The following is a 15,819-nucleotide window of genomic DNA, read 5'->3' as shown; positions in this document are numbered from 1 at the left end:
GTTGGTACAGGCCGAGGTGAACTCATCGCTTTACTTGGTGCAAGATTTCATTCTTCGGTGCGGATGCGTGCTTGACAGGCTCCCGGCTTATCCGGAATCTCCTGCTAAATGCCCATCAATTTCCGTAACGCGGGGGCAACATGCCGGTCGCGGCGCCGATATACGGACATGGCACGGTGAGCACCGTACGGCCGTGCGGGTGCCGTGGCCGGCCGGGCGGCTTTCCGTGGCCCGGCCGGCCGTCACTCGTGCTGCTCGGGTCTACTGAAGCCCCAACGAGCGGCGCAGGAAGTCGACTTGGAGCAGCAGCAGGTTCTCGGCGACCTGCTCCTGCGGGGTCATGTGCGTCACGCCCGTGAGCGGGAGCACCTCATGGGGGTGGCCCGCCGCCAGGAGCGCGGAGGACAGCCGCAGGGAGTGGGCCACCACCACGTTGTCGTCCGCCATGCCGTGGATGACCATCAGCGGGCGGGCCGGGTCCGGGCGACTGGTCAACTCGCCGTTCCTGACCAGGGAGTTGGAGTCGTACACCTCGGGGTTCTCGGACGGGAGCCCCAGGTACCGCTCGGTGTAGTGGGTGTCGTACAGCTCCAGGTCCGTCACCGGCGCCCCGGCGATGCCCGCGTGGAAGACATCGGGCCGCCGCAGCACGGCGAGCGCGGACAGATAGCCGCCGAAGGACCAGCCCCGCATCGCCACCCGGCCGAGGTCCAGGGGGTAGGTGCCCGCCAGGCCGTGCAGCGCCTCGATCTGGTCGTCCAGGGCGAGGGTGAAGTCGTTCTTGACCGCCTTCTCCCAGGCCGGGGAGCGGCCGGGGGTGCCGCGGCCGTCGGCGACGACCACCGCGAAGCCCTGGTCGGCCAACCACTGCGAGGCGAGGTGCGCGTTGTGCGCGGCCACCACCCGCTGTCCGTGCGGTCCGCCGTACGGATCCATGAGTACGGGCAGCGGCCCGTCGGATTCGCGGTAGTGGGACGGGAGCAGAACGGCGCACGGGATCCGCTGTGCGCCCCCTTCGGTCAGCCGGAGCCGCACCGAGAGGCCGGGAGTCGCGGCATACGAGACGATCTTGGCCAGTTCCTTGCCGTCCCGCAGCACCCTGACATCCGCCCCGGGCCGGTCGGGCCGGGCGGAGCTGAGCACCGTGATCGCCCCTGAACGCACGGCCGAGTGGACTCCCGCGCCGTCCGAGACGCGTTCCGTACCCAGCTCATTGACCCGGTACACGTGGATCTCGCCGGTCTCGGGAGCACCGGCCGCCGCCGAGCGGGCCTTCGCACCCGCGGACGCAGAGATCAGGACATCGCTCTCGCCGATGTCGAGCACCGCCCTGACGTGCAACTGTGCGCCGGTCAGGGCCCGGTCGCCGACGGCCAGGACGCGCGCCCCGCCCTCGTCGGCGATCCGGACCAGCCGGCCGTCGGGAGCCCACGCCGGGACGCCCGGCAGGAGTTCGAGCCAGTCCGCGTCCTCGTCGACGTGCACGGTGCGCGTGGCGCCCGACGCGGGGTCGACGGCGAGGTGGAGCTGGGTGCGCTGGTCCCGGGACTGGACGAGCAGCAGCGGCGCCCCGTCCGAGGACCAGTGGACCCGGGCGAGATAGGGGTGGCGGACCCGGTCCCAGACGACCTCGGTACGGGTGCCGTCCAGCGCGTACAGGAAGAGCCGCACCTCGGCGTTGGGCGTGCCGGCCGCCGGATAGGCGACCTGCACGGGCTCCTGGCCGGGGTTGGCCGGGTCCGCGATCCACCAGCGCCGCACCGGCGAGTCGTCCGCGCGGGCGACCAGGAGCCGGTCCGAGCCGGGGCTCCACCAGTGGCCGCGCGAACGGGACATCTCCTCCGCGGCGATGAACTCCGCAAGCCCGTACGTCACTTCGGGTGACTCGGGCTCGGCGAGCGCCCGGTCGCCCTCGCCCTCGGCCCCCACGACCCGCAGCGCACCCCGCGCCACATAGGCCACATGGCGACCGTCGGGGGAGGGGCGGGGGTCGAGCACCGGGCCCGGCACCGGCAGTTCGCGGGCGGTGCCGGCGCGCAGTTCGGCGGTGAAAAGGCGTCCGGACAGCGCGAAGGCGGCGAGTTCGACGGCCGCGTCAGTGGCATACGCGACGATTCCGGCCGAACCCTCCCTGCTGCGCTCGCGCCGCGCCCGCTCCTGCGCCGAGAGCTGCTCGCCCCGGCCGCCGAGCAGCGTGCCGGGGTCCGCCGCGATCCGCTCCGTACCACCGCGCACCAGGTCGAGTACCCAGAGCCGGTTGCTGCGTTCGGTGCCGGACGGCGAGCGCAGGAAGACGATCCGCTCGCCGTCCGGCGACACGGTGAAGGCGCGGGGCGCACCGAGCGTGAAGCGCTGGGTCCGTGCTGAGTGCCGGGGGAACGAGAGCTGCCCGGGGTCCTCTGGGTGCCTGGATGCGGTGGTCGTCATGAGGGGAACCTAGTCGCCCCCGGTGCGGCCCGCCCAGGTGCGAGCCGCGTGCGCCCCATGTGCGCCCGTGCCCCGATCAATGCGTTCCCACGGAAAGTTATGATCCGTAGCGCTCGGTGGGTATGAACCTGCTGGCTGTATGCGCATTGCTGGGTCCGTCCGACCACCGGAACAGATGGAGGTGAACCGCCGTGGCACTCTCGATTTCGGCGGTGGTGCTGCTGGCGATCGTCGTCTTCCTGCTGGTCCGGAAATCCGGGCTCAAGGCCGGACACGCGGCGGTCTGCATGCTGCTCGGCTTCTATCTGGCGAGTTCGTCCATCGCCCCCACCATCAGCCAAGTGACCAGCAACGTGGCGGGGATGATCGGGGGGATCAAGTTCTAGCGAGCGCCCGCAGCCTGTCCTGAAGCCCGGCGGCGGGTGGGCGCCGCCCGGCCCCGGCCTCGTAGGCTGGGCCCATGTCGGAACTCCCCGCCCGCCGTCTTCTCCTGGTGCATGCGCACCCGGACGACGAGTCGATCAACAACGGCGCCACCATGGCCAAGTACGCCGCCGAAGGCGCGCACGTCGCTCTGGTGACCTGCACGCTCGGCGAGGAGGGCGAGGTCATCCCGCCGGAGCTCGCCCATCTCGCGCCCGACCGGGAGGGCGGCCTCGGCGCCCACCGGATCGGCGAACTCGCCGCCGCGATGAAGGAACTGGGCGTCACCGACCACCGTTTCCTCGGCGGCCCGGGCCGCTTCCACGACTCCGGAATGATGGGCGTCGAGCAGAACCACCGCGCCGACGCGTTCTGGAACACCGACGTGGACGAGGCGGCCGCGTACCTCGTAGAGGTGATCCGCTCCGTGCGCCCGCAGGTCCTCGTCACCTACGACCCAGACGGCGGCTACGGGCACCCCGACCACATCCAGGCGCACCGGGTCGCCATGCGCGCGGCCGAACTCGCCGCCGAGTCCGGGTACCGCCGCGACCTGGGCGATCCGCACTCCGTCGCGAAGATCTACTGGAACCGGGTGCCCCGCCCGGTCGCCGAGGCCGCCTTCGCCGAGCTGCGCACCGCGAACACGGACTTCCCCGGCATCGCCGCCATCGACGACGTACCGGGTGTCGTGGACGAGCCGGACATCACGGCCGAGATCGACGGCACCGCGTTCGCCGCTGCCAAAGCTGCCGCGATGCGCGCCCACGAGACGCAGATCGCCGTCCAGGGGCCCTACTTCGCACTCTCCAACGACCTGGGCCAGCCGATCTTCACCACCGAGTACTACCAATTGGCGGCGGGCGTGCCGGGAGTTCCGGCCGGGCAGCGCGAACACGACCTGTTTGAAGGTGTGGGCAAGTGAGTAAACGTACCGCCATGGATGACACAAGGACGGGCGGCGGCGCCGCGCGCATCGCGCTGTACCTGCTGCTCGTCGTGCTCGGCGCGCTCGTCGGCGTGGCCGGGGCGCTCGTGCAGACGGCCTGGTTCCCGGGCGGCCTCGTGCTGTCCCTCGCCGGAGCCGTCGGGCTCTTCTGGTCCGGTACGCAACTCATGGGCAGCCGGGGCGGCGTGGGGGCGCCCGCGGCCGGCTGGCTGGTCGCCGTCGTCCTGCTGACCGCCTCGCGCCCCGAGGGCGACTTCGTGTTCGGCGCCGGAGCAGGGTCGTACGTCTTCCTGCTCGGCGGGATGGTTGCAGCTGTGATCTGCGCCACGATCGGTGGATTCGCGCAACCCGGCGGTCCGGCCGCCCGACTTGGCAAGTGACGTGCGCAGTCGCGACGACGCAGTAGAAGGGGAGGGGGCGCGCCTTCTCCGGGCCGCCCCGTTTGCAACGACGGCGGCCAGTATGGTGGTGCGCGCCGCCGAGCCGCCCGTACAGAGGCACCACAAGAACGAGACCGGGTGGCGGAGCCAATCGGGAGAGAACCAGCCTTGAGTCGTGAAACTGACAGTCCGTCCTCCGGCCCCCAGGGGCGCGGCACAGCCGGGTACCCCTCGGGCACCCCGCCGTACGGAACCCCGTCGTCCGCGGGCCAGGGCGCTCCTGAAGCCGCTGCCGAGCCGGACGAGCCGAAGACCGAGACCACGCTGACGACGCGGATCCGGATCAACATCCCGGGCTCGCGGCCCATCCCGCCGGTCGTGGTGCGTACGCCGATGAGCGACGCCGCCAAGCCGGCGGACGCGGAAGGCGTGAGCGAGCGCACCGGTTCGGTGCCCAGGCCCGTGACGCCCGAGCCGGACGCCGAGGAACCGGCCGCCGAAGAGCGGCCCACCAGCAACTGGTTCGCCCCGCGCAAGTCCCCGACGGCGCCCTCCTCTCCGCCGACCCCGCCGGGCGGCACCCCGAGGGCCGACCTTCCGTACTTCTCCGACGGTTCGGGCACCGGGTCGCCGGGCGCCGACGGATCCGGCCGCCTCGACGGCCCGGCCGGGGCGCGCCCGGGCCAGCCGTCAGGACCGACCACGGGGCCCGTCACCGGGAACGCCGCGCTGCCGGTGCGGCCCGTCGCCGGCCGCACGGGCACGGGCCAGGGCGCCGCGCCGGGCTCCCGGCCTCCCGAGGGCTCGGCCTTCGGCGTGGACGCCGGTCAGCTCCCGGGCCCGCGGCCCGAGTTGGGCCGAGGCCTCGGTGAAGGCCCGGGCCCCGACACCGGGTTCGGTGACGGTCTTCGCCCCGGTGGCGACGGCGTACGGCCCGGCCAGGACTTCGGCCGGAACCCGGCCCAGGGTCCCGGCGCGGGCGGCAGTCACCCCTTCGCGCCCGGCGGCCAGAGCCCCGCCCCCGTGCTGTCCGACGACACGGCGATCCTCACCCCGCAGGCCCCGGCGCCGAGCCCGCTCACACACACCGTGGGCAACCCGCTCGCGAGCCCGGCCGTCAACCCGGCGGCGCCCGCCCCCGGCGGCCATGTCTCCGGCGACACTCTGACCAGCGGCATCCCGGTCGTCCCGCCGGAGCACCGGGGCAGCTCCTTCCCGCCCGGCCCCGGCGGCCCGAAGCTCACGCCGCCCCCGGCCGCCGACTTCGACGAGGCCGAGCCCCCGGCCCCGCCGCAGCGCACCACCAAGCCTGCGGCGCCCGCGCCCGCCAAGAAGGGCCGCTCCAAGCTGGCCCTGCTCGGTGGCGGCCTGGTCGCCCTGCTCGGCGTGGCGTACGGCGCCGGTCTCGTCCTGAACCACTCCGAGGTCCCCAAGGGCACCACGGTGCTCGGCGTCGACATCGGCGGCGGCACCAAGGAGGCGGCCGTCTCCAAGCTCGACCAGACCCTCGGCAAGCGCGCCATCCAGCCGCTGAACCTCACGGTCGACGGCAAGCAGACGCAGCTCAAGCCCGAGATCGCGGGGCTCTCGCTGGACAGCCAGGCGACCGTGCGGGCCGCGGCGGGCGCCGACTACAACCCGGTGTCCGTGATCGGCTCGCTCTTCGGCGGCAAACGGGTGGCCGAACCGGTGATCCCGGTCGACGAGGAGAAGCTCGGCGTCGCCCTGACCGACCTCGCCGGGACGTCGGGCTCGTCGACCGAGGGCACGATCAAGTTCGTGCCGGGCAAGGCCGTCGCCGTGCCGGGCAAGGCGGGCAAGGCGCTCGACGTGAACCGCTCGATGATCTCGGTGAAGGACGCGTACCGGACGATGGTGCAGACCGGCAAGTCCGACCCGGTGTCGCTGCCGGTCGCGGTCCGCCAGCCCACCATCAGCCAGACCGAGATCGACCGGGCGATGAAGGACTTCGCGCAGCCCGCGATGTCCGGGATCGTCACGATCAAGGCGGGCACCAAGTCGCTGCCCTTCGGCCCCTCGAAGTCGCTCCCCAAGATCCTCTCGATGAAGGCGAACGGGGGGAAGCTGGTGGAGGTCTACGACAAGGCCGCGATCACCGAGCTCATCGGCTCCACGTTCAAGGGGATCATGGTCAACCAGGGCGGCCAGAAGCACGAGGTGTCCGCGGACGACGTGGCCAACGCGATGAAGACCGCACTCCTCGGAAAGACCGCCGCCGAGCGGACCGCCACGATCGATCTCAACCCCAGCTAGCCGCTCCGAGGGTGCGGCCGGCACCGGGGAGTGCGAGGATCCCAGTGCGGGCCGTCCGTGGCAGGCAGTGCAGTTGCCCGCGCCCCTTGTGAGGCACGAACGCCCCCGTACCCCCGCGGTGCGGGGGCGGTGTCATGCCTGCATCCATGACATCCGTCATGCGGGAGTCACGACGCCCGGCACTGCCGCCGTGAGGTGCGTCCGGGCGAATCTTGACCCATGACGCAGACAGCACCTCCCGCCGAGCGGACCGCACAGTCCGTGGTGAGCTTCGAGAACGTGACCAAGAGCTACGGCAAGGTCCGTGCCGTGGCCGACCTGTCGCTGCGGCTGCACCCCGGCGAGACGGTCGCCCTGCTCGGCCCCAACGGCGCCGGCAAGTCCTCCACCCTCGACCTGCTGCTCGGCCTGCGCAACGCCGACTCCGGCAGGGTCAGCCTCTTCGGGATGACGCCCTCGCAGGCCATCAACGCCGGCAAGGTCGGCGCGATGCTGCAGAGCGGCGGCCTGATGGAGGACGTGACCGTGCGCGAGCTGGTCAAGCTCGGCTGCGACCTGCACCCCAAGCCGTACCCGGTCGCCGAGGTCATGGACCGCGCCGGGATCACCCAGATAGCCGATCGCAAGGTCAACAAGCTCTCCGGCGGCCAGGAGCAGCGCGTCCGCTTCGCGCTCGCGACCGCCGGGGCCAACGACCTGATCGTCCTCGACGAGCCGACCACCGGCATGGACGTCACCGCCCGCCAGGCCTTCTGGGCGACCATGCGCGAGCAGGCGGCCCAGGGCCGTACGGTCCTGTTCGCCACGCACTACCTGGAAGAGGCCGACGCGATCGCCGACCGGGTGCTCGTCCTGCACAAGGGCAAGCTGCTCGCGGACGGCACCGCGGCCGAGATCAAGGCCAAGGCCGGCGCCCGCCGGGTCAGCTTCGACCTCGAAGGCGCCATCGACGAGGCCGCGCTGCGCGGGCTCCCCTTCCTGTCCACCATCGACATCTCGGGCCGCACCGTCCGCATCCAGTCGCACGACGCCGACGCCACGATGCACGCGGTGTACGGGCTCGGCCTCTACCCGCGCAACCTCGAAGTCGCGGGCCTCGGCCTGGAGCAGGCCTTCGTCGCCATCACCTCGGCCGAGGAGGCCAACGCACGATGAACACGCTGATCAAGCTCGAAATCACCCGCACCCTGCGGAACAAGAAGTTCATGTTCTTCTCGGTGATCTACCCCTCGGCCCTCTACCTGCTCTTCGCGGCCTCGCAGAACAGCACCGACAAGGTCAAGGGCACCGACCTCACCTTCCCCGCCCTGTACATGGTCTCGATGGCCTCCTTCGGCGCGATCACCGCCGTCCTCATGGGCAACAGCGAGAAGATCGCCAAGGAGCGCGAGAAGGGCTGGGTGCGCCAGCTGCGCCTGACCACCCTGCCGGGCCGCGGCTACGTCCTCGCGAAGATCGCCAGCGCGGCCGTCGTGACCCTGCCCTGCATCGTGGTCGTCTTCCTCGTCGCGGCCGCCGCCAAGGGCGTGCGCTTCGAGGCCTGGCAGTGGGGCGCGCTGACCATCGCCATCTGGGCCGGTTCGCTCTGCTTCGCGGCCCTCGGCGTGGCCATCGGCTACATCGCCAGCGGTGACGCGGTCCGCCCGATCACGATGATCATCTACTTCGGCATGTCGATCCTGGGCGGTCTGTGGATGCCCAGCACCGTCTTCCCGCAGTGGCTGCAGAACATCGCGGAGTGGCTGCCCACGCACGCGTACGCTGCCCTCGGACAGGCCATCGAGCTGGGCAACGCCCCGCACGGCAAGGACCTCGCCATCCTCGTCTTCTACTTCCTGCTCTTCGCGGGCGGCGCGGCATGGCTGTACCGGAAGGACACCCTGAAGGCGTGAGTCCCCTGAACCAGGGCCGCAAGGACCCGGCGGTGCGGATCGGGCTGAGCCCCGAGACGCGCCGCCAGATGTGGCAGAAGCTGATGTGGGTCGGCATCTGGCTCGCCTTCATGACAGCCCCGATCGGCGACCTGCTCGACGGCAACCACACCATCGCGGCGACCGTGCTCGGCTGGCTGGGCCTCGCCGCCTTCGTGACGGTCTACCTGGCCCTGGTCCTGCGCCACACCGCCCGCCCCCTGGCCCACACGACGGTCTACAGCCTCCTGGGCTTCCTGGCGGGGCTGGCGGTCGTCCTCTCCCTGACCCTCGGCGCGTCCTGGCTCGTGCTCTTCGTGTACGTGTCCGTCTCCTGCGGGGCGACGCTGCCGATCACGCTCGCCACCTGGTCGATCCTGGTCACGACCGCCACGATGACCGCGATCGGGACGCGCGCCACCCACGTCGGCGACGTCGTGCCGGATCTGGTCATCCCCGCGATCCTGGGCGGCTTCGCCATGACGGGCGTGCGCCATCTGATCCGTACGTCGGTGGAACTGCGCGAGGCCCGGGCCACCGTGGCCCAGCTGGCCGCGAACGAGGAGCGGTTGAGGATGGCGCGCGATCTGCACGACCTGCTCGGCCACTCCCTGTCCCTCATCACGCTCAAGAGCGAGCTGGCCGGACGGATGCTGCCCGGCCACCCCGACCAGGCGGCCCAGCAGGTGGCCGACATCGAGCAGGTGAGCCGGCAGGCCCTCGTCGACGTACGGGCCGCCGTGAGCGGGTACCGCAGGGCGACCCTGCCCGCCGAACTCGCGGGCGCCCGGACCGCGTTGAGCGCGGCGGGCATCGAGGCGGACGTGCCGACCAAGGCGCCCGAGGGCCTGCCCGCCGCCGAGGAGGAGGTGCTCGCCTGGGTCCTTCGCGAGGCGGCCACCAATGTGGTGCGCCACAGCGGCGCCCGCCACTGCACGGTCACCATCGGCGAACGCCAGACGCTGGACGGCCGGTTCCTCGAACTGCGCGTCCAGGACGACGGCAAGTCCGGCTCGGCCTCCCCGGTCCCGGGCAACGGCCTGACCGGCCTCGCGGAACGCCTGGAGAAGGTGTCCGGAGTGCTGGAGACGGAACCCGGCCGCAAGGGCTTCACGCTGGTCGCCCGGATCCCCCTGATTCCGGACCCGCCCACGACCCCTCTAGTATCCGGATCATGATCCGACTACTCCTGGCCGAAGACCAGTCCATGGTCCGCGAGGCCCTCGCCGCGCTGCTCGGTCTGGAGCCGGACATGGAGGTGGTGGCGCAGGCCGCCCGGGGCGACGAGGTGCTCGCGGCGGCCCGCGAGCACACGGTGGACGTGGCCCTGCTCGACATCGAGATGCCGGGCATGACCGGCATCGAGGCGGCGGCGCAGCTGCACCGCGAGCTGCCGGACGTGAAGATCGTCATCCTGACCACCTTCGGGCGCCCCGGCTACCTGCGCAGCGCCATGGAGTCCGGCGCGGACGCCTTCCTGGTGAAGGACGCCCCGGCGGCCCAACTGGCAACGGCGGTACGGAAGGTGCTCGACGGCGAGCGGGTCATCGACCCGACGCTCGCGGCCGCTGCCCTCGCCGAGGGGGCGAACCCGCTGACCGACCGCGAGCGCGACGTGCTGCGGGCCGCGCAGGACGGCGCGACCAACGCCGAACTCGCCGCCGCCCTCTGCCTCTCTCAGGGCACCGTCCGCAACTACCTCTCCATGGCCATCCAGAAGCTGGCGGCCCGCAACCGTGCGGAGGCCGTCCGCATCGCGCGCGAGAAGGGCTGGCTGTAACCGGGCGGCTCAGGGGTCGAAGTCGTCGAGGGCGAGCTCGGCGACGGCCTCTTCCTCGTAGCCCTCGATGGGGCCGAGGTAGCGCGCCAGGCCGGGGTGCTCGGCGCAGAAGGTGACGTACGCGGTGACGGTGTCCTCGTAGAACCCGCCGGTGGACAGCGAGACGTATCCCTTCACGCCCGCGTCCCCGAACTGTTCGCGCGCGCCGATCAGGGCGATCCGGGCATAGGCGAGGCACCTGCGCAGCAGGGCGCACTCCCGCTCGGGGCCGGATGCGGGCAGGCCCTCGTCGATCATCCCGCGCCCGTTGACGGCGTACTCCTCCTGTACGGCGTCGACGTACGTCCCGTGGGTCGTGTCGACCAGCGCCGTGAGCAGCCGGGCGCCGCTGGGGGCCGTCGTCCACCCCTGGCGTACGACGTCGCGGAAGGGCGCCGGGACGTCGTCGTCGCCGAGCCCGGAGACATCGGTGCGGGCCAGGAGCCCGGCCATGGCCGTGTTGGTCTGCATGTGCCAGCCCGTCCCGCGTCGGGGGTGAAGATCCGCCGCCCCCATCGTGCACCGTGGGACCCCCGTGATCCATGACCCCGGGGGTCCCGGAGGCTTCAGCAGCTGACCAGGAGCAGGGTCAGGGCCGAGCAGACGTGGACCGCCGAGTTGTTGCCCGGGTCCGGGTCGGCGGGGGTCAGGTCGACCAGGGCGGCCGTGACCGGGAGGCTGCCGCTCGCCAGGAGGCCGGCGTGCAGCGTCAGCTTCTTCGAGACGGTGGCGCCGGCCGGGATCGCGCCGAGCGCGCAGACGGCGGTCCGGTTGGTCCCGTCGAGCGTGCAGCCGGGCGCGGAGGGCGCCGTGAACCCGGCCGGATAGCTGAACCACACCCGGGCGGCGCCGACGGCCGCGGGCCCGGTGTTGGTGACGTTCGCCGTGAACGTGGCCGCGTTGATGCCGAGCCCCTTGGGGGAGACGTCCAGGGTCACGGAGAGGTCGGCCTGTGCCGGGTCGGCGGCGGCCGGGGCGGCGAGGCCGAGGGTGGTGAGGAGGGGGAGGAGCAGGGCGGGGGCGAGGCGGGCGGCTATCGGTCTGAGGCGTGACACGGGGACTCCTGGCGAGGTCGGGGTGACATGGCTGCGCCGTCCTCAACAGGCCATCGGGAACGCCCGGTTGAGGGTGCGTCAACAGATTGTGACCGCTGGTCGCCGTTCCGGCAGGGTTTTCCGGCGGGGTGCGGGGATTGGCCGGATGTGGCGGGTTCAGGCCCCGGGCCGCCCGGTGCCGGGCCCCATGACGACACCCCGCCCCGCGTAGAACCGATCGAGGTCGGCCCACCGGACATGGACGAACTCCTGCGAGCGGCGGCCCTGGAATCCGGACGGATTGTGAAGGACGAGGGCGTCCTCGGTGACCCCCACCGCCAGGACCAGATGGCCGCCCCGGCGCTCCGGGGCCGGTGCGAGCTCGCGGATCGAGGGGTGGACGGAGAGCATCAACAGGTTCCCGGATGCGATGAGTCGGGGGATCTCGGCCATCGGCAGGTGGGGTCGGGCTGCCGCCTTCAGTCCCCATCGCTCGTGGGCGTACGCGGCGAACGGGGCGTAGATCAGCCCGTCAAGGCCGTCGTCCCGGCGGACGTACGCGCCCGCCGCGAGGCACTCCTCGGCGAGCTCCATCGGGGTCGGCGCCGAGCCCTGCCAGTACTCCAGCGCCATCCGCAGGCAGGCGACTCCGCACAGCCGCCAGGACCACCAGGCGTACTCCTCGGGGGTCTGGGCCCCGTACTCCCGCCACAACGGGTCCTGGGCCGCGTCCAGAGCGCCCTCGACGATCTCCTCCACGAGCTCGGGGGAGGCCCATTGGGAGTGGTAGGGGACGGGGTGGATGGCGCGGGGGTGGCGGTCGCTCATGGGGGGACCCTAAGCGGGGCGCCGCCCCGGGGCTCCGCCACGGCGGGCGCGACCGGCAGTGCTGGGTGCCCTACAGGGGCGCGGGGAACCGCGCGACCAGCCCCGCACGGTCTGCGGTCGAAAGCGGGTTGGGGGCGCGGGGAACTCCGCAATGGCCGTAGCGGGGCGGGGCCGTACCCAAACCACCCCCACCCCGCCGTAGCCGGATGGGCCCGCGCCCAGAAGAACCCCACCCCGGGCCGAGCTAATTGAGCATGGCCCGGGCCGCCCTCGCCCGGCGGCGAACCGATTCCGCGGTGGTCGGCTCCACCGGCTCCACCACGTCCGCGTACCGGTCGAGCTCGGCCGCCCCCGCCAGGAAGTCGCCCCGCTGCACCAGGAGTTGCGCCCGCTCGAAGCGCAGGCGGGCCGGGTGGGAGGGGAGCAGCAGGGAGAGCTCCACCGCCCACAGGGCGACGTCGCTGCGCTCCGGGCGCGCCGCGGCCCACGCGCGGATGTTGTTCAGGATGCGCAGGATGACGTCCAGCGGGGCGGCCGGGCTGAGCATCGACTCGTCGAGCGGCGCGCCCGTCGCCCCGGCCACCAGGAGCTCCGTATCCACGCCGGTCAGGAGGCGGCCCCCGTCGAACGGGTCGGCCAGGACCCGGTCCCGGGGCGGGCCGAAGCCCACCACGAAGTGGCCGGGCAGCGCGACCCCGTACACCGGCGCCCCGGCCCGCCGGGCCACCTCGATCCAGACCACCGAGAGCAGGATGGGCAGGCCCCGCCGGCGCCGCAGCACCTCGTGCAGCAGGGACGACTCCAGGCGCTGGTAGTCGGGTGGGCTGCCGTGGAAGCCGCAGGTGGCGCCGAGGAGTTCGGCCGTCGCAAGGGCCCAGGGGCGGGCGCCTGTGAGGCCGTAGGGGAGCAGCCCGGCGAGCCGGTCCAGCTCGATGTGGGCCGCGTCGATGCCCCGTTGGCCGAGCGCGGGGTCGGCGACCGCGCCGAGCAGGAGGCAGAGCGAAACCACGTCGGGACGCTCCGAGCGGGCCTCCTCGGCGAACTCCCGCCGCCAGTCGGTGACTTCCGGATTCATGTCAGCCTCGTACCCGGTCAGCGGGATCGGAAGTGGTGGTAGCTGTGGTGCGTCGCGAAGCCCTGGCCCTCGTAGAGCGCGCGGGCGGCGTCGTTGTCGGCCTCCACCTGGAGCCAGGCGGCCGATGCGCCCTCGTCCAGGGCGCGGCGGGCCAGCGCGGTCATGACGGCCGTCGCGAGGCCCTGGCGGCGCAGCGCCGGGTCCACCTCGACCGCCATGAAGCCCGCCCAGCGCCCGTCCACCACGCACCGCCCGATCGCCGCGGGCGCCGCCCCGTCGCCGGGTACCGAGGCGAACCACACCGAGGGCCCGCTGTTCAGGACCTCCAGGACGTGCTCGCCCGGGGTCAACGACCGCTGGTAGCGGCTCAGCCACGCCTCGTCGACCGTGCGATCGAGGCGTACCCGGGACACGTCCGCGTCCAGGTCGGCGATCGGCGCGAGCGCCGCGATCCGCACCTCGGCGCTCACCTCGCGCTCCCAGCCCGCCTGTTCAAGATCGGCGCAGAGGCGCTCCTGGGTGCCCGCGGCGCCCGTCGCGGTCTGGATGTACGCGGGAAGACCGCGGGCCGCGTACCAGGCGCGTACGTGGTCGAGGGCGTCCGGCAGCGGGAGGCCGGGGTCGCCGAGGGGGAGGACCGAGTTCGCCCGGCGGGTGAAGCCGGCCGCGGCCCTCAGCGTCCAGTCGCCGAGCCGCTCGCTCTCCACCGGCTGCCAGGCGCGCGCCAGGACCGGCGCGAGCTCCTCGAAGGAGGCGGCGGGACCGCGCCGGCGGGGCGGAGCCGCGGGCACGACCTTGCCCGCGACCAGCGTGGACTCCTCGATGCGCACCGTCTCGCCGCTCTTTCGTGTGATCGACAACACGCCGTTGTCCCATGATGTGAGTACGCCGACCGTGTCCGCGAACAGTGAGCCTGGAGTTCCGCTGGGGTCCAGGCGCCGGACTGATACGCGTTTGCCCGTATCGGCGGCCGTAATTCGGACCTCAAGCCGTCCGCCGGTGGTGAATTCCACAGGTCTCTCCGCCCCTCCTGTTCGGATCGTGCCCCGAACCGGAGATACTAGGTGTGGGCATCGACGACGCCGCGCTCCCGCGCGCCACGTGGACGGAGCCGCAGATCGGCCCGCCGCGCCCTATCGAGGAGGAACGACAGCGTGACCTACGTCATCGCGCAGCCTTGTGTCGACGTCAAGGACAAGGCGTGTATCGAAGAGTGCCCGGTCGACTGCATCTACGAGGGCTCCCGGTCCTTGTACATCCACCCGGATGAATGCGTCGACTGTGGCGCCTGCGAGCCGGTCTGCCCGGTCGAGGCGATCTTCTACGAGGACGACACCCCGGACGAGTGGAAGGACTACTACAAGGCGAACGTCGAGTTCTTCGACGAGCTCGGCTCGCCCGGTGGCGCCTCCAAGCTCGGCCTGATCGAGCGGGACCACCCCTTCATCGCAGCGCTGCCGCCGCAGAACGGCTGATCGCGCTTCCCCGGTCCCCGCACGGCTCAGCTGCCGTGCGGGGCCGCGGTGTTTCCCGGCCCGGCCGTCCGCAGCACCGTACGTACGAGAAAGTGAGCCCCTTTCGTGAGCGCAGTCTCCTCGCGCCTTCCCGTCTTCCCCTGGGACAAGCTGGAGCCGTACAAGGCGACGGCCGCGGCCCACCCGGACGGCATCGTGGACCTCTCCGTCGGCACGCCCGTCGACCCGGTCCCCGAGCTCGTGCGGCAGGCCCTGACCGGGGCCGCGAACTCGCCGGGCTATCCGACGGTGTGGGGCACGCCCGCGCTGCGGGACGCGATCAAGGGGTGGCTGGAGAAGCGCCTCGGCGCGCGCTCCGTCGAGCACACCAACATCCTGCCGGTGGTCGGCTCCAAGGAACTGGTGGCCTGGCTGCCCACCCAGCTCGGCCTCGGCGCCGGCGACCAGGTGGCCTACCCGCGGCTCGCGTACCCGACGTACGAGGTCGGCGCGCGCCTGTGCGGCGCGGAGCCCGTCGTGTACGACGACCCGACCGAGCTCGACCCCACCGACCTCAAGCTGCTCTGGCTCAACTCGCCGTCCAACCCGACCGGCCGGGTCCTCGCCAAGGACGAGCTCGTACGCATCGTGGCGTGGGCCCGCGAGCACGGCGTGCTGGTCTTCTCGGACGAGTGCTACCTGGAGCTGGGCTGGGAGGCCGAGCCCGTCTCGGTGCTGCACCCGGACGTGTGCGGCGGCAGCTACGAGGGCATCGTGTCCGTCCACTCGCTGTCCAAGCGCTCCAACCTGGCCGGCTACCGGGCGGCGTTCATCGCCGGTGACGCGGCCGTTCTGGGCGAGCTGCTCCAGATCCGCAAGCACGGCGGCATGATGACCGCCGCGCCCGTGCAGGCGGCCACCGTCGCGGCCCTGGGCGACGACGCGCACGTACAGGAGCAGCGGGCGCGGTACGCGGCGCGGCGGGCGGCGCTGCGCGAGGCCCTGGTCAAGCACGGCTTCCGCATCGAGCACAGCGAGGCCAGCCTGTACCTGTGGGCGACCCGCGACGAGGGCTGCTGGGAGACGGTGGCCCACCTCGCCGAGCTCGGCATCCTGGTGGCGCCCGGAGACTTCTACGGCGAGGCGGGCGAGCGGTTCGTGCGGGTCGCGTTCACGGCGACCGACGAACGCGTCGAGGCGGCCGTGAAGCGGCTCGGGCAGTAGCCCGTCGGCGTACGCACACGAA

The 15,819-nt window shown here is 72.3% G+C and carries 16 protein-coding genes; 10 read left to right on the top strand and 6 right to left on the bottom strand.

Features of this window, described 5'->3' with window-relative positions; genetic code table 11:
* Window positions 1-261: 261 nt before the first annotated feature.
* Window positions 262-2,427, bottom strand: a complete 2,166-nt coding sequence (locus IE206_RS15955) for a S9 family peptidase (protein WP_189962804.1) — start codon at window positions 2,425-2,427, stop codon at window positions 262-264.
* A 191-nt stretch (window positions 2,428-2,618) separates the two neighbouring features.
* Between IE206_RS15955 and IE206_RS15950 the strand changes: the two genes are divergently transcribed.
* The 8 genes from IE206_RS15950 to IE206_RS15915 all read left to right on the top strand — a co-directional run bounded on the left by IE206_RS15950 (window position 2,619) and on the right by IE206_RS15915 (window position 10,143).
* Complete coding sequence (locus IE206_RS15950; RefSeq protein WP_053729969.1) at window positions 2,619-2,813, top strand: DUF2304 family protein; 195 nt, start codon at window positions 2,619-2,621, stop codon at window positions 2,811-2,813.
* 74 nt (window positions 2,814-2,887) lie between these two features.
* Entirely contained in the window at window positions 2,888-3,775 is an 888-nt protein-coding gene (gene mshB / locus IE206_RS15945; protein ID WP_189962803.1) for an N-acetyl-1-D-myo-inositol-2-amino-2-deoxy-alpha-D-glucopyranoside deacetylase, read from the top strand.
* Window positions 3,776-3,789: 14 nt separating this feature from the next.
* Window positions 3,790-4,179, top strand: coding sequence for a DUF6113 family protein (locus IE206_RS15940; RefSeq protein ID WP_189962802.1), 390 nt, complete (start codon window positions 3,790-3,792; stop codon window positions 4,177-4,179).
* Between the two features lie 168 nt (window positions 4,180-4,347).
* Window positions 4,348-6,453: a peptidoglycan binding domain-containing protein gene (locus IE206_RS15935; RefSeq protein WP_189962801.1), complete on the top strand. Its 2,106-nt coding sequence runs from the start codon at window positions 4,348-4,350 to the stop codon at window positions 6,451-6,453.
* A gap of 219 nt (window positions 6,454-6,672) precedes the next feature.
* On the top strand, window positions 6,673-7,608 hold the full coding sequence (locus tag IE206_RS15930; protein ID WP_189962800.1) for an ABC transporter ATP-binding protein: 936 nt from the start codon (window positions 6,673-6,675) through the stop codon (window positions 7,606-7,608).
* A complete protein-coding gene (locus IE206_RS15925; RefSeq protein WP_189962799.1) occupies window positions 7,605-8,345 on the top strand; it encodes an ABC transporter permease in 741 nt (246 codons plus the stop codon). The genes IE206_RS15930 and IE206_RS15925 overlap by 4 nt, the downstream gene beginning before the upstream one ends.
* Before the next feature lie 68 nt (window positions 8,346-8,413).
* Entirely contained in the window at window positions 8,414-9,541 is a 1,128-nt protein-coding gene (locus tag IE206_RS15920) for a sensor histidine kinase (RefSeq protein WP_226600042.1), read from the top strand.
* Window positions 9,538-10,143: a response regulator transcription factor gene (locus tag IE206_RS15915; RefSeq protein ID WP_373300924.1), complete on the top strand. Its 606-nt coding sequence runs from the start codon at window positions 9,538-9,540 to the stop codon at window positions 10,141-10,143. Before IE206_RS15920 ends, IE206_RS15915 begins: the two co-directional genes overlap by 4 nt.
* 9 nt (window positions 10,144-10,152) lie before the next feature.
* On the opposite strand, the gene IE206_RS15910 is transcribed toward IE206_RS15915, so the two are convergent.
* The 5 genes from IE206_RS15910 to IE206_RS15890 all read right to left on the bottom strand — a co-directional run bounded on the left by IE206_RS15910 (window position 10,153) and on the right by IE206_RS15890 (window position 14,132).
* Window positions 10,153-10,653, bottom strand: coding sequence for a hypothetical protein (locus IE206_RS15910; RefSeq protein WP_226599905.1), 501 nt, complete (start codon window positions 10,651-10,653; stop codon window positions 10,153-10,155).
* Window positions 10,654-10,748: 95 nt separating this feature from the next.
* A complete protein-coding gene (locus tag IE206_RS15905; RefSeq protein ID WP_189962797.1) occupies window positions 10,749-11,237 on the bottom strand; it encodes a DUF11 domain-containing protein in 489 nt (162 codons plus the stop codon).
* Window positions 11,238-11,393: 156 nt separating this feature from the next.
* The gene (locus tag IE206_RS15900; RefSeq protein WP_189962796.1) at window positions 11,394-12,044 is read right to left on the bottom strand and encodes a C39 family peptidase; all 651 of its coding nucleotides are present in this window, start codon (window positions 12,042-12,044) and stop codon (window positions 11,394-11,396) included.
* Between the two features lie 244 nt (window positions 12,045-12,288).
* Window positions 12,289-13,119, bottom strand: coding sequence for a transglutaminase family protein (locus tag IE206_RS15895; RefSeq protein WP_189962795.1), 831 nt, complete (start codon window positions 13,117-13,119; stop codon window positions 12,289-12,291).
* A 17-nt stretch (window positions 13,120-13,136) separates the two neighbouring features.
* The gene (locus IE206_RS15890) at window positions 13,137-14,132 is read right to left on the bottom strand and encodes a GNAT family N-acetyltransferase (RefSeq protein WP_189962794.1); all 996 of its coding nucleotides are present in this window, start codon (window positions 14,130-14,132) and stop codon (window positions 13,137-13,139) included.
* A gap of 141 nt (window positions 14,133-14,273) precedes the next feature.
* On the opposite strand from IE206_RS15890, the gene fdxA reads away from it, so the two are divergent.
* Together fdxA and dapC are read left to right on the top strand one after the other, a co-directional pair.
* Entirely contained in the window at window positions 14,274-14,594 is a 321-nt protein-coding gene (gene fdxA, locus IE206_RS15885; RefSeq protein WP_018845645.1) for a ferredoxin, read from the top strand.
* Between the two features lie 105 nt (window positions 14,595-14,699).
* A complete protein-coding gene (gene dapC / locus IE206_RS15880) occupies window positions 14,700-15,797 on the top strand; it encodes a succinyldiaminopimelate transaminase (RefSeq protein ID WP_189962793.1) in 1,098 nt (365 codons plus the stop codon).
* The last annotated feature ends 22 nt before the right edge of the window (window positions 15,798-15,819 follow it).

The organism is Streptomyces violascens (genome assembly GCF_014649955.1).
In the GTDB taxonomy this organism is placed as follows: Bacteria; Actinomycetota; Actinomycetes; order Streptomycetales; family Streptomycetaceae; genus Streptomyces; species Streptomyces violascens.
The sequence above is the reverse complement of the archived record's forward strand: the minus strand, read 5'-3'. Positions and strand labels throughout refer to the sequence as shown.

What these genes read in the sequence shown, in the direction of transcription:
- IE206_RS15930 (WP_189962800.1), top strand. Translation starts at nt 6,673, where the DNA reads ATGACGCAGACAGCACCTCCCGCCGAGCGGACCGCACAGTCCGTGGTG.
- IE206_RS15925 (WP_189962799.1), top strand. Translation starts at nt 7,605, where the DNA reads ATGAACACGCTGATCAAGCTCGAAATCACCCGCACCCTGCGGAACAAG.
- mshB (WP_189962803.1), top strand. Translation starts at nt 2,888, where the DNA reads ATGTCGGAACTCCCCGCCCGCCGTCTTCTCCTGGTGCATGCGCACCCG.
- IE206_RS15895 (WP_189962795.1), bottom strand. Translation starts at nt 13,119, where the DNA reads ATGAATCCGGAAGTCACCGACTGGCGGCGGGAGTTCGCCGAGGAGGCC.
- IE206_RS15915 (WP_373300924.1), top strand. Translation starts at nt 9,538, where the DNA reads ATGATCCGACTACTCCTGGCCGAAGACCAGTCCATGGTCCGCGAGGCC.
- IE206_RS15920 (WP_226600042.1), top strand. Translation starts at nt 8,414, where the DNA reads ATGTGGCAGAAGCTGATGTGGGTCGGCATCTGGCTCGCCTTCATGACA.
- IE206_RS15955 (WP_189962804.1), bottom strand. Translation starts at nt 2,427, where the DNA reads ATGACGACCACCGCATCCAGGCACCCAGAGGACCCCGGGCAGCTCTCG.
- IE206_RS15910 (WP_226599905.1), bottom strand. Translation starts at nt 10,653, where the DNA reads ATGCAGACCAACACGGCCATGGCCGGGCTCCTGGCCCGCACCGATGTC.
- IE206_RS15940 (WP_189962802.1), top strand. Translation starts at nt 3,790, where the DNA reads ATGGATGACACAAGGACGGGCGGCGGCGCCGCGCGCATCGCGCTGTAC.
- IE206_RS15900 (WP_189962796.1), bottom strand. Translation starts at nt 12,044, where the DNA reads ATGAGCGACCGCCACCCCCGCGCCATCCACCCCGTCCCCTACCACTCC.